This is a genomic window from Streptomyces sp. NPDC026417 (genome assembly GCF_055567695.1).
The window spans coordinates 115266-135801 of sequence record NZ_JBVHPY010000015.1 but is presented as its reverse complement, the minus strand read 5'-3'; the positions used below and the strand labels follow the sequence as shown (position 1 = coordinate 135801).

General features: G+C 72.3%; 19 protein-coding genes. 12 read left to right on the top strand and 7 right to left on the bottom strand.

Annotation, left to right across the window (positions count from 1 at the left end):
• Positions 1-6 precede the first annotated feature (6 nt).
• The 6 genes from ACZ4NT_RS23625 to ACZ4NT_RS23600 all read right to left on the bottom strand — a co-directional run bounded on the left by ACZ4NT_RS23625 (position 7) and on the right by ACZ4NT_RS23600 (position 6105).
• Positions 7-996 carry a zinc-dependent alcohol dehydrogenase family protein gene (locus ACZ4NT_RS23625; RefSeq protein ID WP_467727424.1) on the bottom strand — a complete coding sequence of 330 codons (990 nt, stop codon included), beginning with the start codon at positions 994-996 and terminating at the stop codon, positions 7-9.
• Positions 993-1844, bottom strand: coding sequence for a carbohydrate ABC transporter permease (locus ACZ4NT_RS23620; RefSeq protein ID WP_467727422.1), 852 nt, complete (start codon positions 1842-1844; stop codon positions 993-995). The genes ACZ4NT_RS23625 and ACZ4NT_RS23620 overlap by 4 nt, the downstream gene beginning before the upstream one ends.
• A complete protein-coding gene (locus ACZ4NT_RS23615; RefSeq protein WP_467727420.1) occupies positions 1841-2779 on the bottom strand; it encodes a carbohydrate ABC transporter permease in 939 nt (312 codons plus the stop codon). Before ACZ4NT_RS23615 ends, ACZ4NT_RS23620 begins: the two co-directional genes overlap by 4 nt.
• A complete protein-coding gene (locus ACZ4NT_RS23610) occupies positions 2776-4143 on the bottom strand; it encodes an ABC transporter substrate-binding protein (protein WP_467727418.1) in 1368 nt (455 codons plus the stop codon). The genes ACZ4NT_RS23615 and ACZ4NT_RS23610 overlap by 4 nt, the downstream gene beginning before the upstream one ends.
• Before the next feature lie 101 nt (positions 4144-4244).
• A complete protein-coding gene (locus ACZ4NT_RS23605) occupies positions 4245-5006 on the bottom strand; it encodes a DeoR/GlpR family DNA-binding transcription regulator (RefSeq protein WP_467727416.1) in 762 nt (253 codons plus the stop codon).
• Positions 5007-5280: 274 nt separating this feature from the next.
• Positions 5281-6105 carry an NAD-dependent epimerase/dehydratase family protein gene (locus tag ACZ4NT_RS23600; protein WP_121403741.1) on the bottom strand — a complete coding sequence of 275 codons (825 nt, stop codon included), beginning with the start codon at positions 6103-6105 and terminating at the stop codon, positions 5281-5283.
• Positions 6106-6393: 288 nt separating this feature from the next.
• Here ACZ4NT_RS23600 and ACZ4NT_RS23595 point away from each other — a divergent pair, with 288 nt between their 5' ends.
• Positions 6394-7335 (top strand): 5-dehydro-4-deoxyglucarate dehydratase, encoded by a 942-nt coding sequence (locus tag ACZ4NT_RS23595; protein ID WP_121403742.1) that lies wholly within the window; start codon positions 6394-6396, stop codon positions 7333-7335.
• A gap of 23 nt (positions 7336-7358) precedes the next feature.
• Complete coding sequence (locus ACZ4NT_RS23590; RefSeq protein ID WP_467727517.1) at positions 7359-8528, top strand: hypothetical protein; 1170 nt, start codon at positions 7359-7361, stop codon at positions 8526-8528.
• Between the two features lie 52 nt (positions 8529-8580).
• On the opposite strand, the gene ACZ4NT_RS23585 is transcribed toward ACZ4NT_RS23590, so the two are convergent.
• Complete coding sequence (locus ACZ4NT_RS23585) at positions 8581-9564, bottom strand: NAD(P)-dependent alcohol dehydrogenase (RefSeq protein ID WP_467727413.1); 984 nt, start codon at positions 9562-9564, stop codon at positions 8581-8583.
• Between the two features lie 107 nt (positions 9565-9671).
• Between ACZ4NT_RS23585 and ACZ4NT_RS23580 the strand changes: the two genes are divergently transcribed.
• From ACZ4NT_RS23580 to ACZ4NT_RS23535, 10 genes are all read left to right on the top strand, one after another.
• Positions 9672-10256 carry a TIGR03086 family metal-binding protein gene (locus ACZ4NT_RS23580; RefSeq protein ID WP_467727411.1) on the top strand — a complete coding sequence of 195 codons (585 nt, stop codon included), beginning with the start codon at positions 9672-9674 and terminating at the stop codon, positions 10254-10256.
• 196 nt (positions 10257-10452) lie between these two features.
• Entirely contained in the window at positions 10453-11214 is a 762-nt protein-coding gene (locus ACZ4NT_RS23575) for an MBL fold metallo-hydrolase (protein WP_467727409.1), read from the top strand.
• Positions 11215-11379: 165 nt separating this feature from the next.
• A complete protein-coding gene (locus ACZ4NT_RS23570) occupies positions 11380-12036 on the top strand; it encodes a GntR family transcriptional regulator (RefSeq protein ID WP_121403745.1) in 657 nt (218 codons plus the stop codon).
• Complete coding sequence (locus ACZ4NT_RS23565) at positions 12033-12941, top strand: dihydrodipicolinate synthase family protein (protein ID WP_121403746.1); 909 nt, start codon at positions 12033-12035, stop codon at positions 12939-12941. The genes ACZ4NT_RS23570 and ACZ4NT_RS23565 overlap by 4 nt, the downstream gene beginning before the upstream one ends.
• Complete coding sequence (gene araD / locus ACZ4NT_RS23560) at positions 12938-14659, top strand: L-arabinonate dehydratase (protein WP_467727406.1); 1722 nt, start codon at positions 12938-12940, stop codon at positions 14657-14659. Before ACZ4NT_RS23565 ends, araD begins: the two co-directional genes overlap by 4 nt.
• Positions 14660-14808: 149 nt before the next feature.
• On the top strand, positions 14809-15744 hold the full coding sequence (locus ACZ4NT_RS23555; RefSeq protein WP_121403748.1) for a carbohydrate ABC transporter permease: 936 nt from the start codon (positions 14809-14811) through the stop codon (positions 15742-15744).
• Entirely contained in the window at positions 15741-16643 is a 903-nt protein-coding gene (locus ACZ4NT_RS23550; protein WP_121403749.1) for a carbohydrate ABC transporter permease, read from the top strand. Before ACZ4NT_RS23555 ends, ACZ4NT_RS23550 begins: the two co-directional genes overlap by 4 nt.
• On the top strand, positions 16640-17833 hold the full coding sequence (locus ACZ4NT_RS23545; protein WP_121403750.1) for a Gfo/Idh/MocA family protein: 1194 nt from the start codon (positions 16640-16642) through the stop codon (positions 17831-17833). Before ACZ4NT_RS23550 ends, ACZ4NT_RS23545 begins: the two co-directional genes overlap by 4 nt.
• Complete coding sequence (locus ACZ4NT_RS23540) at positions 17830-18672, top strand: DUF6807 domain-containing protein (RefSeq protein ID WP_467727402.1); 843 nt, start codon at positions 17830-17832, stop codon at positions 18670-18672. Before ACZ4NT_RS23545 ends, ACZ4NT_RS23540 begins: the two co-directional genes overlap by 4 nt.
• Complete coding sequence (locus tag ACZ4NT_RS23535) at positions 18669-20369, top strand: glycoside hydrolase family 43 protein (RefSeq protein ID WP_467727400.1); 1701 nt, start codon at positions 18669-18671, stop codon at positions 20367-20369. The genes ACZ4NT_RS23540 and ACZ4NT_RS23535 overlap by 4 nt, the downstream gene beginning before the upstream one ends.
• The last annotated feature ends 167 nt before the right edge of the window (positions 20370-20536 follow it).

Here is a 20536-nt window from a genome sequence, read left to right as displayed (position 1 = left end):
AGCGGATTACGGGGTCACCACGATCTTGCGGCCCACGCCCGCCGCGAACTGCTCCAGCGCCTGCGGGTAGCTCGTCAGGGGCAGCCGGTCGCTGATGAACACGTCCGGGTCGAGGACACCGTTCGCGAACAGTTCGGCCGCGCGTTCGAAGCTGTGCAGGACCGCCATCGATCCGGTGATGGTGATCTCCTGGTTGTAGATGCGGTACGGGTCGATGGTGACGCGGGTCGCGTAGTCGGCGACGCCGAACTGCAGGAAGGTGCCGGCCTTCGCTACCCGGTCGAGGCCGTCCTGGATCGCCGCGCCGTTGCCCGTCGCGTCGACGACCACGTCCCAGCCCTGGGGTCGGTCCAGCTCGTCGGCGTTCGTGGCCGACGCGGAGACGCCGAGCAGCTGGGCGGTGGACAGCCGCTGCTGGTTGAGGTCCACCACGTCCACGCTCGCCGCGCCCGTGCGCTTGGCCAGCTCCAGCATCATCAGGCCCATGGTGCCCGAGCCGTAGATGAGGACGTGTGCGCCGAGGCGGGAGTTGAGGACGTCGTAGCCGCGGACGGCGCAGGAGAGCGGTTCGACGAGGGCGGCGTCCTGGGTGCGGACGTGGTCGGGGAGCTTGACGCAGTTGGCCACCGGGGCGACCGCGTACTGGGCGGCGCCGCCCGCGGTGGTGACGCCGATGGCGGCCCAGCGTTCGCAGAGGTTGTTGTGGCCGTTGCGGCACTGGCGGCACTCGTAGCAGTACAGGGACGGGTCGACGGCGACCCGGTCGCCGACCGAGACCTCGGTGACGGCGGTGCCGGTCGCGACCACCTCGCCCGCGAACTCGTGCCCGGGCACGATCGGCAGCTTCGGGGCGAACTCGCCCTGGAGGATGTGCAGATCGGTGCCGCACAGACCGCAGGCCGCCACCTCGACCACGACCTCGCGGGCCCCCGGCGTCGGGTCCGGGACCTCGCTGACGACGGCCCTGCCCACGGACTCGATGACGGCGGCCTTCATTTCACGGCTCCCAACGACAGGCCCTGGACCAGTTTGTCCTGGGCGGCGAACCCCGCGGCGAGCACCGGCAGGGAGATCACGAGCGACGCGGCGCACACCTTCGCCAGGAACAGCCCCTGGCTGGTGATGAAACCGGTCAGGAAGACAGGCGCCGTTCCGGCCACCACCCCGGTGAGCACCCGGGCGAACAGCAGCTCGTTCCAGCTGAAGATGAAGCAGATCAGGGCGGTGGCCGCGATGCCGGGGGCGGAGATCGGGGCCACGATGCGGGCGAGGACGGTGGGCAGGCGCGCGCCGTCGATCTGCGCGGCCTCGATGACCGCGACCGGGACCTCGGCGAGGAAGGACTGCATCATCCACACCGCGATCGGCAGGTTCATGGAGGTGTAGAGGACGACCAGGAGCCAGATGTTGTCGAGCAGTCCCGTGTTCTTCGCGAACAGGTAGATCGGCAGGAGGCCCGCGACGACCGGCAGCATCTTGGTGGAGAGGAAGAAGAACAGGACGTCCGTCCACTTCTTCACCGGCCGGATCGACAGCGCGTACGCCGCGGGCAGGGCCAGCAGCAGCACGCAGAGGGTGGAGACCACGGACGCCACAGCGGAGTTGATCAGGGACGGCCAGGGGCTGGCGCCGCCGCCGGAGCCGAAGAACTCGCGGTAGCCGTCGAGGGTCAGGGAGGCCGCGAAGGACGGCGGGTTGGTCGCCGCGTCCGACTCGGAGTGGAAGGAGGTCAGGGCCATCCAGGCGATGGGCAGGAAGAAGACGAGTCCGGCCAGCCAGGCGATCAGGCCGAGGCCCGTTCCGCGGGCACGGCGGCTGCGTACGGGTGCGGCGGTGGCGCTCATGCGCGGGACGCCTCCTCGCTGAACAGGGACGACACCACGCGCAGGGCGAAGGTCGCGATGATGATCGAGCCGATGACGACCAGGACGCCGGCGGCGGACGCCAGCCCGTTCTCGTGGGCCTGGTAGAAGCTCTGGTAGACGGTGTAGGGAAGGTTCGCGGTGCCGAGGCCGCCCGAGGTGATGGTGAAGACGGCGTCGAAGTTCTGCACGATGTAGATCGAGCCCAGCAGAGCGCCGAGCTCCAGGTAGCGGCGCAGGTGGGGCAGGGTCAGATGGCGGAAGACCTGCCAGTCGCTCGCCCCGTCGACGCGGGCCGCCTCGATCTGCTCGGGTGAGCGGCTCTGGAGCCCGGCCAGCAGGATCAGCATCATGAACGGCGTCCACTGCCAGATCAGCGAGGCCTCGACCGCCAGCAGCGGGGTACTGGAGATCCAGTCGGGCTGGGGTCCGCCCACCGCGTGCAGCAGCCCGTTGAAGAGGCCGTACTCCGGGTTGTAGAGCACATGTTTCCAGAGGAGCGCGGCCGCCACCGGGACCACCAGGAACGGTGCGATCAGCAGCGTGCGGACCAGGCCCCGGCCCCGGAACCTGCGGTCCATGAGCAGGGCGAGGCCGAGGCCCACGAGCAGGCTGACCAGGACCACGGCGGCGGTCAGCAGGATGGTCGTGAGCACCGACTTGCGCAGGTCCGGATCGGTGAGCACGTCCGCGTAGTTGGCGAAACCGGTGAAGTGGCGGGCCTTCGGATAGAGGGAGTTCCAGTCGAAGAAGGAGATCACCAGCGTCGCCACGAAGGGGAGTTGAGTCACGGCGATCATGAAGATCAGGGCGGGGAGCAGCGGGGCGCGGGTGGTCCAGGCGCGCAGTCGGCCGGAGGGCCTGGGCGCGGTGCTCGCGGGAGCGGTGGCGATCGGGGCTGTCGTCGTGGCGGTCATCGTCCCTCGTACTCCTCGGAGATCTGCTCGGCCAGCCGCTGGGACTTCTTCAGGGCCGACTCGACGGACTGGCGTCCGGCGACGGCCGCGCTGATCTCCTGGGAGACCTTGGTGCCGAGGTCGGTGAACTCGGGGATGCCGACGAACTGGATGCCGGGTGCGGGGCGCGGCTGCACTCCCGGGTCGTTCGGCCGGGCGCCCTCGATGGCGGCCCGGGTCATGTCCTGGAAGGCCGAGGCCTCCTCGCGGTACGCGGGATTGGTGTACGTCGAGGCCCGCTTGCCGGCCGGGACGTCGGACCAGCCGACCTTGTCCCCGACGAGCTGCTCGTACTCCTTGCCGGAGGCCCAGGACACGAACTTCCAGGCCTTGTCCGGGTTGTGGGAGGCCTTCTGCATGCCCCAGGCCCAGGTGTAGAGCCAGCCGGAGCTCTTCGTCCGTTCCACCGGCGCCGGCGCGTAGCCGATCTTTCCCCTGACCGGGGACTTGGCCGACTCCAGCGAGCCGGCGGCGGAGGTGGCGTCGTACCACATGGCCGTCTTGCCCTGGGTGAGGTTGTTCAGGCACTCGGCGAAACCGGACTGGGCGGCGCCGGACTCGCCGTGGGCGCGGACCAGGTCGACATAGAACTTCGTCGCCTCGACGAACTCGGGGGAGTCCAGGCGTGCCGTCCAGTCCTTGTCGAACCAGGTGCCGCCGAAGGTGTTCACGACCGTCGTGAGCGGTGCCATGATCTCGCCCCAGCCGGGCAGTCCGCGCAGGCAGATGCCGCGCATGCCGGACTCGGCGCCGTCCACCTGCGCGGCGAGGTCCGCCACCTGCCGCCAGGTGGGACGCGCGGGCATCTTCAGGCCCTTCGCGGCGAACACGTCCTTGCGGTACATCAGGAAGGAGGACTCGCCGTAGAAGGGCTGCCCGTAGAGCTTGCCGTCGTCGGCGGTCAGGGACTGCCGCATCGGCTTCAGGACGTCCTGCTCGTCGTACGCGGGGTCCTCGGCGACGTACGAGTCCATCTCGTGCAGCCAGCCGTTCCTGGCGTAGATCGGTATCTCGTAGTTGCTCAGGGTGGCGACGTCGTACTGCCCGGCCTGGTTGGCGAAGTCCTGGCTGATCTTGTCGCGGACGTCGTTCTCCGGCAGGACGGTGAAGTTCACCTTGATGCCGGTCTCCTTGGTGAAGTGCGCGGCGGTGAGCTTCTGCAGTTCGACCATCTGCGGGTTGTTGACCATCAGGACGTTGATGGAGTTGCCGCCGGAACCGGCTCCGCCCGCCCCGGCCCAGCAGCCGGAGAGCAGCGGGGCGAGCAGCGTCCCTGCGGCGACCGCGGCAAGCGTGCGCGGCCTCCGTCGGCTCTGGGTTCGCATGGATCGCTCCTGGACGTATGGGGAGATAAGGGATGGAAAAGGGTGGGGGATGCCCGGGGGAGGGCGGGGCCGCGCCGGCGCGCCGAGCGGTCGGCGGGTGGTCAGACGCGGATGACCTGCGGGCCCTGGAGCGAGTAGCGCTGGGCCTCGGAGGAGGGGAGCAGCGTGCTGGTGACGATCGCCTCCAGCGCGCTGATGTCGGCGAACCGGCAGAAGCTGACCGCTCCGAACTTGGTGTGCACGCCGGCGAAGACGGTGCGCCGGGCGGCCCGGATGGCCTGTGCCTTGACCTCGCTGACCGCCGGGTCGGGGGTGGTGAGGCCGTGTTCGCGGGAGATGCCGTTGGCCCCGATGAAGGCGAGGTCGATGACGAAGCCGGCGAGCATCTTCGTCGTCCAGTGGTCGACGGTGGCGAGGGTGCCGGGCCGGACCCTGCCGCCGAGCAGCAGGACGCCGGTGTTGTCGGCCTCGGCCAGGGCGCCGGCCGTGGCCAGTGAGGCGGTGACCACGGTCAGCGGCCGGTCCTTGGGCAGTGCCTCGGCGATGAGCTGCGGGGTGAATCCCTCGTCGATGAAGACCGTCTCGGCGTCCCCGAGCAACCCGGCCGCGGCCGAGGCGATCCGGCGCTTCTCGGGGACGTGGCTGGTGGTGCGGAAGGCGAGCGTCGTCTCGAAGCCGGCGCTCTCCACCGGATAGGCGCCGCCGTGGGTGCGCCGCACCAGACCGTGATCCTCCAGGGTCCGCAGGTCGCGCCGGACGGTTTCCTTGGCGACGCCCAGTTCGGCGGCGAGTACGGTGACGTCCACCGCGCCGGCGCGGCGCGCTGCCCGGACGATCTCGCGCTGCCGTTCCTCCGCGGTCATCACCGTCACCTGCTCCCTGTGCGCCCTGCTGCACTGCCCGTTCGGGCCCCGTTCGGCCCACGTGGGAAGTTCTACAGCGGGTTCCGGTCACTGACCAGGCCTGTTGCCTGCCCGATGCTGCCCGGCTGTGCCCGTTTCGCAGGCCGGTTGACCGTGCCGGACCTGCGGCGGAGCCCGGGAGGGAGTGTGATCGGGCAGTCCCCGTGCCCGGACAGCGCGGCGGGCGGGCCCGTTCGGTGCCCGCCCGCCCCTCGGTGCGCTTCCGCCCGCCGTGTCAGTGCGGCCAGATCGGCGGGTTCGTGACGAAGTGGCCGCCGAGGCGCGCGTGGTCCGGGTTGTCCGGGTCGAGCTCGCCCTGTTCGGCGACGAGCTTCGCGGCGTACGGCTCGGAGTCGTCCTGCGGCTCGTAGCCCAGCGCCCGGGCGGTCGTGAGGTCCCACCACAGACGGGTGTTGGCGGACGAGCCGTAGACGACGGTGTGCCCGACGTCCCCGGCGGTCAGGGCGGCGTGGAAGAGCCGGGCGCCGTCCTCGGGGCTCATCCAGACGGACAGCATGCGGACGCTGGTGGGCTCGGTGAAGCAGGAGCCGATGCGCACGGAGACCGTCTCCAGGCCGTGCTTGTCCCAGTAGAACTGGGCGAGGTCCTCGCCGAAGGACTTGGACAGGCCGTAGAAGGTGTCCGGGCGGCGCGGGGTGTCGACGGGGATCAGCGCCTCGGGTGCGAAGGGGGCGTCGCCCCGGGGTCGCGGTGTGAAGCCGACGGCGTGGTTGGAGGAGGCGAAGACGATCCGGCCGACGCCTTCCTCCAGGGCCGCCTCGTAGAGGTTGTACGTGCCCTCGATGTTCGCCTTGAGGATCTTGTCGAAGGAGGCTTCCAGGGAGATGCCCGCCAGGTGGATGATCGCGTCGACGCCCCGGACCGCCTCGCGCAGGGCCACCCGGTCGGAGAGGTCCGCGGTGATCGCGTCGGGCTCGCCGGCCACGGGGAGCAGGTCGAGGAGGCGCAGTTCGTACCCGTACCGCGGAAGCAGCCCGCGCATCAGGGTGCCGAGTCCGCCGGCGGCGCCGGTGAGCAGAACGGTGCGGGGAGCGGGCATCCTCGGGTCTCCTTGCATCGGCAGCCGCAGGGCATGCGTATGCGTGTACGGCATTCACATTCGTGGACACGCTAGGGATCTCCGGCGCCCCGCGTCAAGTGTCGCGCGGAGGCGCGCAATCCGCCTCTGTGTTGCGGGTTTGCGTGCTTGACCGGCCCCGAGGTCGCGCTTTAGCGTGGGTGTGTTCAGAAATATAGACGTGGATCAGAGACGTGCACTGTGTGGTGTGTGCCTGAGCGCCGGAGACGGCGCGGCGCGCCGGGCGCCGTGCCTGTTCAGGGAGAGCCCGTGACGCCAGCCCCGCTCGCCGCCCGACTGCGTGCCCCCAGCGGCCCGTTGTTCTTCCCCGTCACCGCGTACGGCCCCGACGGCTCCGTCGACCTAGGGGTCTACCGCGAGCACGTGCGCCACGGTGTCCAGGCGGGTGCCGCGGCGGTCTTCGCGTGCTGCGGCACGGGGGAGTTCCACGCGCTCGCGCCCGAGGAGTTCGAGCAGTGCGTGCGGGCGGCCGTGGAGGCGGCGGAAGGGCGGGTGCCGGTGATCGCGGGCGCCGGGTACGGCACCGCCCTCGCCGTCCGCTTCGCGCGGCTCGCCGAGGAGGCCGGCGCGGACGGACTGCTCGCCATGCCGCCGTACCTCGTCGTCGCGGGACAGGAGGGCCTGCTGCGGCACTACCGCGAACTCGCCGCCGCGACCCCGCTCGGCATCGTCGTCTACCAGCGCGACAACGCCGTGTTCACCCCCGAGACGGTCGTCGAGCTGGCCCGCACCGACGGGATCATCGGCTTCAAGGACGGCCTGGGCGATCTGGACCTGATGCAGCGCATCGTGAGCGCGGTGCGCAGCGAGATCCCGGACGACTTCCTGTACTTCAACGGGCTGCCGACCGCCGAACTCACCGGCCTCGCCTACCGCGGGATCGGCATCACCCTCTACTCCTCCGCCGTCTTCTGCTTCGCCCCGGAGATCGCGCTCGCGTTCCACACCGCGCTGAACACCGGCGACGACGTCACCGCGAACCGCCTGGTCGACGGCTTCTACCGGCCGTTCGTCGATCTCCGTGCCCTGGGCCGCGGGTACGCCGTCTCCCTGGTCAAGGCGGGGGTACGGCTGCGCGGGCTCGACGTGGGCGAGGTGCGGCCGCCGCTGCACGAGCCGGCCGAGGAGCACGTCAAGCAGCTCGCCCGGCTGATCGAACGCGGTCACGCCCTGATCGAGGAGGGCTCGTGACCGCGCCGGGCGGCCGGACGCGGCTGCGGGCGTCGGCGTTCGTCTACCCGTGGGACGTCAACGGGGACCCCGAGGCCCCGGCCCGCATCGCGGGCCTCGGAGTGCAGCAGGCGACGCTCGCCTCCGCCTACCACTCCACCCGCGCCCTGACCCCGCGGCACCCCCGCCACCGCATCGTCACCGCCTCGCACGCCGCCGTGCTGTACCCGCCGGACGCCGCGCGGTGGGAGGGGCGTCGGCTGCGGCCGTACCCGGCCGGGGACTGGGCGCCCGGGGATGCCTGGGGGGAGGCCGCGGGGACCCTGGCCGGGGCAGGGCTCGACGTGCACACCTGGGTCGTCCTCGCGCACAACTCCCGTCTGGGCGAGGAGTTCCCGGACACCTCCGTGGTCAACGCCTACGGGGACCGCTATCCGTGGGCCCCCTGCGTCGCCCGGGCCGACGTCCGCGAACACCTCACCGACCTCGCCGTGGAGGCGGCGGTGCGGCCGGGCGCCGCCGGCACCGAGCTGGAGTCCCTCGGCTGGTACGGGCTCGCCCACCTCCACGCCCACGACAAGACGGCGGGAGTGGGTCTCGGCGAGGCCGGGCAGTACCTGATGTCGCTGTGCTTCTGCCCCACGTGCCGTGCGGGGTACGCGGAGCAGGGGCTGGACCCGGACGGAACCGCCGCCGCGGTACGGCGCGCCCTGGAGCCGGTGTGGCGGGGCGAGGCACCCGGCGGGGGCTGGGAAGCGGTGGAGAAGCTCCTCGGCGGCGAACCTGCCGCGGCGACGCGGTCGTGGCGGGACTCCGTCGCACGGTCGCTCCAGTCCGGGACCGTCGCGGCCGTGCGCGCCGCCGCCCCCGCGGGCTTCCGGATCCTGCTCCACGCGGATCCGGTGCCGTACCACTGCGGAGCGAACGCGGGAGTGGACCCGGGGCACATCCTGTCGGTCGCCGACGGCGTGGTCGTCCCCTGCACCGGAGGGCCCGGGCTGCTGACCCCGTTCGCCGAGCGGCGCGTCGCGGACCGCGTCCTGGCGGCCAACCTCACCGTGGTGAGCGGCATGGGGGGAAGTCCCGCCACGCTCGGCGCGGACGTGGAACGGGCGGCCGGGCTCGGGGCCACCGAAGTGCGCCTGTACCACGCGGGGCTGGCGTCCGACGAGGACCTGGGGCTCGTGCGGGAGGCGCTCGCCCGGCCCGCGTGAGCCCGCGGCGGGACCCGGGGGTCCGCCGGGGCGCCCGGGGCGGACGACGGCCCTACGCGGCCGGCGGGACGGTGACGACGAGCTTGCCCCGGGGATGACCGTCCGTCAGATGGCGTACGGCGTCGGCGGCTTCCGGCAGGGGGTACGTGCGGTCGACGGCCGGAGTGATCCGGCCGCTCTCGGCCAGTTCCCTCAGGACGAGCAGGTCCTCGCGTCGGGAGACCGACATCAGGTTGCGGAGGTTCTGGCGGACGAAGGGCGACAGCAGGACGGCGCGCAGCTGGCGGTCGAGCCCGCCGAGCCACGGGCCACCGCCCTCGCCGCCGGCGATCACCAGGGTGCCGCGCGGGGCCAGGATGCGGCGCAGGTGCGGCAGCGGGCGGTTGCCGGCCACGTCGAGGATGACGTCGTAGCGTGTGCGGCGCTCGGTGACGTCCTCGCGGGTGTAGTCGACGACCTCGGTGGCCCCCAGCGAGCGGACGAGGTCGGCGCCTCTGGGGCCGCAGACCCCGGTGACCTCGGCCCCGTACACCCCCGCGGCGAGCTGCACGGCGAAACTCCCCACCCCGCCGGAGGCGCCGATGACGAGCACCTTCGCACCCGGCTGCGGGCGGGCCGTGCCGCGCAGCGCCTGCAGGGCGGTCTGGCCCGAGACGGGCAGCGCGGCGGCCTGCTCGAAGGTGAGGTTCGGCGGCTTGAGGACCAGCCGGTCGGCTCTGGCGCGGGTGTATTCGGCGAAGGCGCCCTCGCAGGTGCCGAAGACCTCGTCGCCCGGTTTCAGGCCGGTCACCTGCGCGCCGACCGACGCGACGCGCCCTGCGCCGTCCCAGCCCCGGACCGGGTTCTTCGGCCGGCGCAGCCCGAGGGCGACACGGGCCACGTAGGGGCGGCCCGTCATCAGGTGCCACACGCTCGGGTCGACTCCGGCGGCCCGCACCTCGACCAGTACCTCGTCGTCGCCGGGTACGGGACGGTCGATGTCCCGCAGTTCCAGGACGTCGACGGGGCCGTAGACATCCTGAACGATCGCTTTCATGGGGATCCCCTCTCGCGGGCCGGTGCACGGAGCACCCCGGCGGCGATGACTTTCGCAGCCGCCGCCGGTCTACCTCAGGAGTGGAGACGCCTTCGGAGGAGATGTGGATGACCGACACCATGTTCGACCTGGGACCGCAGGCCGGGATCGTGGCCCGTCTGGCGGCGGAGGTGCGCGACGAGCAGCTCGCCGGCGGCACACCCTGTCCGGAGTACGCGGTGCACCATCTCCTGGGCCATCTGCTCGGGCTGTCCGTCGCCTTCCGGGACGCCGCGCGCAAGGACTTCGGGGCCACCACGGACACCAGCCCGGACTCCGCCGTGCCCGACATCGGGCCCGACTGGCGCGAGGCGCTGCCGAAGGCCCTGGACGAACTCGCCGAGGCCTGGCGCGACCCGGCCGCCTGGACCGGCGCCACCCGGGCGGGCGGGGTGGACCTGTCCGGCCCGGTCGCCGCCGCCGTCCTGGCCGACGAACTCGTCGTGCACGGCTGGGACCTGGCGCGGGCCACCGGACAGGAGTACGAGCCCGACGGGGCGGCCCTGCGAGCGGCGCACGGATTCGTCGCCGCGGCGGCGGACCCGGAAGGCGGGGACGGCATCTTCGGGCCCGTCGTGGCCGTACCGGACGACGCGCCGCTGCTCGCCCGGACGCTCGGCCTGACCGGCCGCGACCCCGCCTGGAAGCCGTAGGAACCCCGCCCACCGGCCGGTGGGCCTCCCTCCGCGGCGGGGAGTCCGGCGACCTGCCCGTCCCAGGCGCCTGTGCCCGCAACGCCCCTTCACGGGCACGGCGCTGCAGACGTGGGCGTCCCGTCGGAAGTGCCGCTGCCGGGGCCCGGCGCTCGCCCTCGCACGCCTCCGACACGGTGTTCCGTACGCTCGCCGTATGGCGCTCACCCTCACCGTCCTCGGCACCGCCTCCCCGCATCCGGGGCCCGGGCGACCCTGCTCCGGGTATCTGCTTCGCGGCGGCGGCGCCGAGGTGTGGGTGGACGCGGGACCCGGCACGTTCGCGGAGTTGCAGAGGCACACCGATCCGGCGCGGCTGAGCGCGATCTGGATCTCGCACCTGCACGCGGACCACTGCGCCGACCTGCTCTCCGCCGTGTACGGCCTCGCCCACGGCGGGCTCACCCCGCGGCGGCCCGTTCCCGTCCTCGCGCCCGAGCCGTGCGCGCGGCGGCTCGCCGGACTCCTCGGGCGGCCCGACACCGGCTTCCTGGACGGGATCCTCGACTTCGGAGTGCTCACGGACGGGCACGAGGCGCGTTTCGGGGGGCTCCGGCTGACCAGTCGCGCGGTCGTGCACGACACCGAGGCGTACGGGCTGCGCGCGGAGTGCGGGGGAAGCGTCCTCGCGTACTCGGGGGACAGCGGCCCCTGCGCGGCGCTCGCCCGACTCGCCGACGGAGCCGACGTGTTCCTCTGCGAGGCCGACCTCGACCGGCATCGCGAAGGCGAACAGGGGCCGCGGGTCCACCTCACGCCGGAGGACGCCGGAGCGGCCGCCCGGCACGCGGGTGCGGGCGAGCTGCTGATCACCCACGTCGGCCCCGCCCTCACCCGCGAGCGCGCCACCGAGCGGGCCGCGGCCGCGTTCGGGGGCCGCACCGGCACGGCTCGCGAAGGCGACGTCCGGACCCTGTGAGAGAGCCGGGCGGCACCGGGGCAATCCCAACTTCTTTTGCCGGAAGCGTTGACGAAACAGGGGCGCGCTTCTAGCTTCAACGCGTCGTACTTCGTACGTCATATATGAGACGCGATACGCGAGATCAGATGTACGCGATCCGCATGTGAGATCCGAGAGGCGCGCATGACCTCTGTGCCCATACCGATCCCGTCCCGCACGCAGTACGTGCTGGAGGGGATCAAACACCGCATCCTGACCGGGCAGTTGACCCCGGGCCAGGCTCTGGTCGAGACCGAACTCGCCGCACGGTTCGGGGTGTCGAAGACCCCCGTGCGCGAGGCGCTCAAGACCCTGGCCGGCACCGGGCTCGTCGTGATGAACCAGTACAAGGGCGTCACGGTGCGCATGGTGGACGCGGACATGGCGCGCGAGGTGTACGACGTGCGGCTGCTGCTGGAGCCGGAGGCGCTGCGGCGGGCGGTGCGGCGCGGGGCCTCCCTGGACGCGGCCCGCGACGCCCTCGGCCGCTCCGACGACGCCTCCGACACCGCCGAACGCTCCCTGGCCAACCGGGAGTTCCACCGCGCCCTGTACGTCTCCTGCGGCAACCCGCTGCTCGGCCGGATGCTGGACGAGGTCCGGGACCAGGCCGCCCTGGTCTCCGCCGTGGCCTGGGCCGCCGACCCGTCCTGGGAGCGCGAGGCGCACGAGCACCGCGAGATCCTGCGGCTCGCCCTCGACGGTGACGCCGACGGCGCGGCGAGCGCCCTCCACGCGCACATCGCGTCGTTCGTGCAACGGGCCTTTCCCGGGGCCCAGGGAGAGGACGGTCAGGAATGACGGCGACGTACGAGACCCAGCGGGCGGCCCTCGCCGAGGTCGTGGCGATCCCGGTGACCCCGTTCGCCGAGGACGGCACGATCGACCGCGACACCCACCGGGTCCTGCTGCGCCGGCTGCTCGACGGCGGCGTCCGCACCTTGACCCCGAACGGCAACACCGGCGAGTTCTACGCCCTCACTCCCGAAGAACGGGCGCTGGTGACAGAGTTGACGGTCGAGGAGGCGGGGGAGCGCGCCGCCGTCCTGGTGGGCGTCGGCCACGACGTGCCGACCGCCGTCGCCTCTGCACGGCACGCCCGCGACCTGGGCGCACAGCTGGTGATGGTCCATCAGCCCGTGCACCCGTACGTGTCCGACGGGGGCTGGGTCGACTACCACCGGGCCATCGCCGAGGCGGTACCCGAACTGGGCGTCGTTCCGTACCTGCGCAATCCGCTGCTCCCGGGTGCGCGGCTCGCCGAACTCGCGGATGCCTGCCCGAACGTCGTCGGTGTGAAGTACGCCGTCCCGGACGCGGCGCGCTTCGCGGCGTTCGCCCGGGACGCCGGCCTCGAACGCTTCGTGTGGGTGGCGGGGCTGGCCGAGCCGTACGCGCCCTCGTACTTCTCGGCGGGCGCCACCGGGTTCACCTCCGGCCTGGTGAACGTGGCCCCGGCCGTGTCGCTGAACATGATCGAGGCGCTTCGGTCCGGTGACTACCCGGCCGCCATGAAGGTGTGGGAGCAGATCCGCCGCTTCGAGGAGCTGCGGGCCGCCGACGGCTCCGCGAACAACGTGACCGTGGTCAAGGAGGCCCTCGCCTCGCTCGGCCTGTGCCGCCGCGAGGTCCGGGCGCCGAGCAAGCCGCTGCCCGAGTCCGAGCGGTCCGAGGTCGCCGCCATCGCCGCGGGGTGGTCCATATGAAACGCCCGGAGGATCTCAGAAGCCACCAGTGGTACGGCACCGAGGGCCTGCGCTCGTTCAGCCACCGGGCCCGCACGCGCCAGCTCGGCTACCTGCCCGAGGAGCACCTGGGCAAGCCGGTCGTCGCGATCCTCAACACCTGGTCCGACATCAACCCCTGTCATGTGCACCTGCGGGACCGGGCGCAGGCCGTGAAGCGGGGAGTGTGGCAGGCCGGGGGCTTCCCGCTGGAGTTCCCGGTCTCCACCCTGAGCGAGACCTTCCAGAAGCCGACCCCGATGCTCTACCGCAACCTGCTCGCGCTGGAGACCGAGGAACTGCTCCGTTCCTACCCGGTGGACGGCGCGGTGCTGATGGGCGGGTGCGACAAGTCCACCCCCGCCCTGCTGATGGGCGCCGCCTCCGTCGACCTGCCGGCCGTCTTCGTGCCCGCCGGACCGATGCTGCCGGGCCACTGGCGCAACGAGGTCCTCGGCTCCGGCACCGACATGTGGAAGTACTGGGACGACAAGCGCGCCGGCCTCATCGGGGACTGCGAGATGGCCGAACTGGAGAGCGGGCTCGCCCGTTCGCCCGGCCACTGCATGACCATGGGCACGGCGTCCACGCTCACCGCCGCCGCCGAGGTGCTCGGCGTCACCGTCCCCGGGGCGTCCAGCATCCCCGCCGTCGACTCCGGCCACGACCGCATGGCCGCGGCCTCGGGCCTCCGGATCGTCGAACTCGTCCGCAGGGACCGCAAGTTGTCCGACATCCTCACCGCGGACGCCTTCGCGGACGCCGTGACGACCGTGCTCGGCCTCGGCGGCTCCACCAACGCCGTCATCCACCTCATCGCCATGGCCGGACGGGCCGGCGTCACGCTCACCCTCGACGACTTCGACCGGATCGCCCGGACCGTGCCGGTGCTCGCCAACGTCCGCCCCGGCGGCGGCCCGCACCTCATGGAGGACTTCCACTTCGCCGGCGGACTGCCCGGCTTCCTGTCCCGGATCACCGATCTGCTGCACCTGGACCGGCCGACCGTGTCGCACGACAGCCTGCGCGAGCAGCTCGCGACCGCCTCGGTGCACGACGACGACGTCATCCGCACCCGGCGGAACCCGGTCGCGGCGGAGGGCGGGGTCGCCGTCCTGCGCGGCAACCTCTGCCCCGACGGAGCCGTCATCAAGCACATCGCCGCCGAGCCGCAGCTGCTCAAGCACACCGGTCCCGCCGTCGTCTTCGACGACTACCGGACCATGCAGCGGACCATCAACGACCCCGGCCTCGGCATCACCGCCGACAGCGTGCTGGTGCTGCGCAACGCCGGCCCCAAGGGCGGCCCCGGCATGCCCGAGTACGGCATGCTGCCGATCCCCGACCATCTGCTGAAGCAGGGGGTCCGGGACATGGTGCGGATCTCCGACGCCCGCATGAGCGGCACGAGTTACGGCACCTGCGTCCTGCACGTGGCACCCGAGTCGTACGTCGGCGGACCGCTCGCCCTGGTGCGCACCGGCGACACGATCACGCTCGACGTCGAGGCGCGATCCCTGCAACTCAACGTCGGGGAAGCCGAGTTGTCGCGACGGCGGGCCGAGTGGTCGCCACCGCCCGAGCGGTACGAGCGCGGCTACGGAGCGCTCTACAGCGAGCAGATCACGCAGGCCGACACCGGCTGCGACTTCGCCTTCCTGGCCAGGCCGGGCAAGGTGCCGGACCCGTACGCGGGCTGAACCACCCACGCACACGCTCCCATCGGCCCCGTTCCTCCCGGCCGGTACCCCGAACGCCGTACGCGACGCGCCCGCCTCTGCCCATCGAGCAAGCGCTTCCTACGGACCAGGCACGTGCTCCACGGCACCCGCGAGAACGGAGAACAGTCATGGCCCAAGCCGCAGCCGTGGCGAAACAGCCCGCGCCGCCCCGGCGGCGCCGCGGCTCGGCGACGCCGCGCAAACTGCCGTACCTGCTGATCGCGCCGGCGGGCCTGCTGATGCTGGGCTTCATCGCCTATCCGGTCATCAGCGTCTTCTACTACAGCCTGCAGAACTACAACCCCACCAAACCGTGGCGCAACGGGTACGCGGGCCTCGACAACTTCGTGCACGCCTTCACCGAGGACCCTCAGTTCTGGGACACGCTGACCTTCAGCGCCCAGTGGGTCGTCGTCGAGGTCGGACTGCAGCTGCTGTTCGGCCTCGCCCTCGCGCTGATCGTCAACCAGACCTTCGTGGGCCGGGCCATCGGCCGGGCGCTGGTGTTCTCGCCGTGGGCCGTCTCCGGTGTGCTCACCTCCGCCATCTGGGTCCTGCTCTACAACTCCCAGACGGGGATCACCCGTTACCTCGCCGATCTGGGCATCGGCGAGTACGGCACCAGCTGGCTCTCGGACACGGCCACCGTGTTCCCGGCCGCCGTCGTCGCCGATCTCTGGCGCGGAGTCCCCTTCTTCGCGATCCTCATCCTCGCCGACCTCCAGTCCGTCTCGAAGGACCTGTACGAGGCCGCCGAGGTCGACGGCGCCAGCCGCTTCAAGCAGTTCCTGCACATCACACTGCCCCACATCAAGGACGCCATCGTCCTGTCCACGCTGCTGCGCGCGGTGTGGGAGTTCAACAACGTCGACCTCCTCTACACCCTGACCGGCGGCGGGCCCGCGGGCGAGACGACCACGCTCCCGCTCTACATCGCCAACACCAGCGTCGACGCCCACAACTTCGGTTACGCGTCGGCCCTGACCACGGTCGCGTTCGTGATTCTGCTGTTCTGCTCGATCGTCTACCTGCGGCTGAGCAAGTTCGGAGGCGGAGACAAGTGATCACCAAGGACGTCGAGACCCTCGTCCCGGCCGCGCCCGCCCCACCCGCCGACGACCCGCCGCCCCGCCCGCGCAGCACCCGCCGCGCCTGGGACGAAGTCCCGCGCCGGCACATCTACGTGCCGCTCGGCGTCTACCTGCTCTTCACCCTGATCCCCTTCTACTGGATCCTGCTCTTCGCGCTGCGGCCGGCCGGCTCGACCTCGCTCGTGCCGTGGCCCATGACCTTCGAGCACTTCGACAAGGTCTGGACCGAGCGCAGCTTCGGTGTGTACTTCCAGAACAGCGTCCTGATCGCCGTCACCACGCTGGTGATGACCACGGTGATCGCGCTGGCCGGCGGCTACGCGCTCGCCCGCTTCGACTTCAAGGTCAAGCGCGCCTTCATGCTGGCGCTGCTCTGCTCCCAGTTCGTGCCGGGCGCCCTGCTGCTGGTGCCGCTGTTCCAGATCTTCGCCAAGCTCCAGATGATCAACTCGATCGGCAGTGTCGTCATCGCCGAGACGGTCTTCCAGCTTCCGCTGTCGATGATCCTCATCAGCGGCTTCATCAGGAACGTGCCGTACTCGCTGGAGGAGGCCGCCTGGGTCGACGGCTGCAACCGCTTCCACGCCTTCCGGATCGTGGTCCTCCCGCTGCTGCGGCCGGGGCTCATCGCCGTCGGCTCCTTCGCCTTCGTGCACGCCTGGAACCACTTCCTGTTCGCCCTGATGTTCCTCAGCAACCAGGACAAGCAGACTCTCCCGGTGGGCCTCAACACCCTGATGAGCTCCGACAGCGTCGACCTCGGCGCGCTCGCCGCGGGCGGCATCATCGCCGCCGTTCCCGTGGTCATCGTCTTCGCGTTCATCCAGAAGTGGCTGATCACCGGCTTCAGCGCGGGGGCGGTGAAGGGATGAGCCGCCCGCTGCCACCGAGCACACGCGGAGACGCGGGGCCGCTGCCCGTCGTCCTCGCCGGAGCGCGCGGCCACGGCCGCTGGCACCTGCGGAACATCCGCCGCCTCCAGGACGCCGGACTGGTCCGGCTGGCGGGCGTCTGCGAGCTGACCCCGCTCACCCGCGAGGAGCTGGACGGCTTCACCGGCGAGGGGCGACTCCCGGCCCAGTCGGCCGACTTCGGCGCCCTGCTCGACTCCACGAGTGCCGCCGTCGCCGTGATCTGCACCCCCATCCCCACCCACGCCGACCTGGCGCTGACCGCCGCGCGACGGGGCGTGCACCTGCTCCTGGAGAAGCCGCCCGCACCGTCGTACGCCGAGTTCCGCCGGATGGCCGACGGCATCGCGGCGGCCGGCGTGGCCTGCCAGATCGGCTTCCAGTCACTCGGCTCGCACGCCCTGCCCGCCGTCCGCGCGCTCATCGCGGAGGGCGCACTCGGCGCGGTGACCGGGATCGGCGCCGCCGGGGCCTGGGCACGCGACGAGGCCTACTACCGGCGGGCGCCCTGGGCGGGCCGCCGCCGCCTGCACGGTGCCGACGTGGTCGACGGTGTGCTGACGAACCCGCTCGCACACGCGGTCGCCACCGCACTCGCGCTCGACGGCGGCACGCGGGCCGAGGACGTCGCCGGGATCGAGACCGAGCTGCTGCGGGCCAACGACATCGAGGCCGACGACACCTCCTGCGTCCGGCTGACGACCAGGTCCGGCGGCCGGATCACCGTCGCCGTCACGCTGTGCGCCGAACACCCCGACGAGCCGTACGTCGTGGTGCACGGCAGCAGCGGCCGCATCACCTTCTGGTACAAGCAGGACCGCGTGCTCGTGCAGCGGTCCGGCCGCGGTCCCGAGGAGATCCGCTACGGCAGGACGGACCTGCTGGAGAACCTCGTCGCGCATCTGACCGACGGCACCGAACTGCTGGTCGCACCCGAGTCGACCGGTGCGTTCATGAAGGTCGTGGAAGCGGTGCGGCGGGCCCCCGATCCGGTCGCACTGCCGCAGGACGCCTGGCACACGGTGCCCGGGGAGAACCGCCGGGCCGTCCGCGGCATCGACGCCCTCGTCGCGGCCGCGGCCGACACCCTCGCCCTCTACTCCGAGCTGGGCGCCCCCTGGACGCTCCCGAAAGAGGTGAGCAGCCGATGAACCACGACTCGCTGGTGCTGCGCGTGGCGGGCCGCCCGGTCGGCCGGTACGTCACCCGGCCCGAGCTGCCGCCCCGGCTCTCGCCGCGCCCGTACCTGCACCCCGTCACCACCCTGGCGGGCACGGCCGTCACCGAGCTGAGCCCGCCCGACCACACACACCACCTCGGCGTCGGTGTCGCCGTTCCCGACGTCGAGGGGTACAACTTCTGGGGCGGACGCACCTATGTGCGCGACCGGGGGCCCACCGAACTCGACAACCACGGCGCCCAGCGGCACGGCGGCTTCCAGCTGCGCGACCCCGACGGCTTCGTCGAGGAACTGCGGTGGGTCGCCGCGGCCGGTGAGCTCCTGCGCGAACGCCGTACGGTCGCCGCCACCGAACTGACCGACGCAGCCTGGGCGCTGGACTTCACGTTCTCCCTCACCAACACGACCGAGCGGGCGCTGTCCATCGGCAGCCCCGCCACGAACGGAAGGCCCGGCGCGGCGTACGGCGGCTTCTTCTGGCGGGCCCGGAAGGAGGCGCGGGCGCCGCGCGTGTTCACCGCGGGCACCGAGGGCGAGGAGGCGGTCCACGGCTCCCGCGCCGACTGGCTCGCCCTGGCCGGCAGCACCTTCACGCTCGTCTTCGCCGGAGCCACCCGGGACACCCGCCGCGACCCCTGGTTCGTGCGCACCGCCGAGTATCCGGGCGTCGGCTCCTCGCTCGCCCACGACGAGCGGCTGCCGCTCGCCGCCGGGCAGACGGCCGTCCGCCGGATCGTCACCGTGGTGGCCGACGGGTGCCTGGACCGGGACGCGGCCGCCGCCCTCGTACGCAAGGCGGTGAGCCCGTGAACAGCGCCTTCAGCGCCGACCTCGGGGACGGGACCTACCGCAACCCCGTCCTCGACGCGGACTGGTCGGATCCCGACGTCCTGCGCGTCGGCGACGACTTCTATCTGACCGCGTCCAGCTTCGGCCGCGCCCCGGGGCTGCCCCTGCTGCACTCGCGCGACCTGGTCAACTGGACCCTCGTCGGCCACGCCCTGCAACGCCTGGAACCCGCCGCGGAGTTCGCGAGGCCCCGGCACGACTGCGGGGTGTGGGCCCCCTCCCTGCGCCATCACGACGACCGCTTCTGGATCTTCTGGGGCGATCCCGACCACGGCGTGTTCCAGGTCAACGCCCCCCGGATCCGCGGGCCCTGGACCCGTCCGCACCTGGTCAAGGAGGGCAAGGGGCTCATCGACGCCTGCCCGCTGTGGGACGAGGAGACCGGTGAGGCCTACCTCGTCCACGCCTGGGCCCGCTCGCGTTCCGGCATCAAGAACCGGCTCACGGGCCACCGGATGCGGCCCGACGGCACGGGGCTGCTCGACGAGGGCAAGGTGATCGTCGACGCCGACCGCATCCCCGGCTGGTTCACCCTCGAAGGACCCAAGCTGTACCGGCACGACGGCTGGTTCTGGATCTTCGCGCCCGCCGGGGGAGTGGAGAGCGGCTGGCAGGGCGTCTTCCGCTCCCGCGGCTTCTTCGGTCCGTACGAGGAGCGGGTGGCGCTGGAGCAGGGGGACACGCGGATCAACGGCCCCCACCAGGGCGGCTGGGTGCGCACCGCCTCGGGTGAGGACTGGTTCCTGCACTTCCAGGCGCGCGGCCCGTACGGGCGGGTGGTCCACCTCCAGCCGATGCGCTGGACGGAGGGGACCGCGTCCGGCTCCGGGACCTCTTGCCGGGAGCCGGGTCCGGCCGGGGCGCGGGACGCGGGTGCCGACGCGGAGCCGGCGGGGGAGGTCACCGGGCCGGGACCGGGGCTCCGGCCGGGCACCGGGACCGATCCGGGGTCCGGACCGGCTGTGCGCTCCGCGGCGGGCTGGCCGGTAGTCGGTGACGCGGGAAGTCCCGTGGCCGTGCACCGCAAGCCGGACCTGCCGCGCCAGCCGCCGTCCGCGCCGGCCACCGACGACGACTTCCCCGGCGGCCGGTTCGGCCGGCAGTGGCAGTGGACCGCCAACCCGCAGGACGGCTGGGCCACCCAGCATTCCGCGGACGGGCTGAGGCTGACCTGTGTACGGACGGCGGACGCGCACGACCTGCGCAGACTCCCGAACGTGCTCACCCAGCGGCTGCCGGGCACCGCCGCCACGGCCGAGGTCGAACTCGCCCTGACGAGCGAGGAGGCGGGCGCACGGGCCGGGCTCGCCGTCCTCGGGGACGCGTTCTGCTGGATCGGGCTGCAGCGGGGGGCCGACGGGTCGGTGCACCTCGTGCACCGGTTCGCCGAGCCCGTCGCCGAGCGCGAGCGGGACGCCGCGCACCCCCGGCTCGCCCCCGAGGGGCGCGCGCGGCTGACGGTCCGCATCGGCGCGGGAGCGCGGTGCCGCTTCTCCTACGACGTCGGGGACGGCCCGCAGCCCTCCGGCCAGGTCTTCGCCGCCACCCCCTGGCGCTGGGTCGGCGCCCTGCTCGGCCTCTTCGCACTCGCGCCCGCCGGCCCGGGACACGCCGGCACGGCCACGTTCACGCAGTTCCGCCTCACCCCGACCCCCTGAGGGTCGACTCCTCGTCTCCGTACGCCCGTTGGGAGCCGCCATGACGCACCTGCCCGGCAAGCGCTTACCGGTACCGCCCGGCACTCCCGGTCGTACCGGCGACGGAGTCCGCCCGACGGGCGGACCCCCCCGCACCGAACGCAGTCCCCACCACACCGCTGGATCCA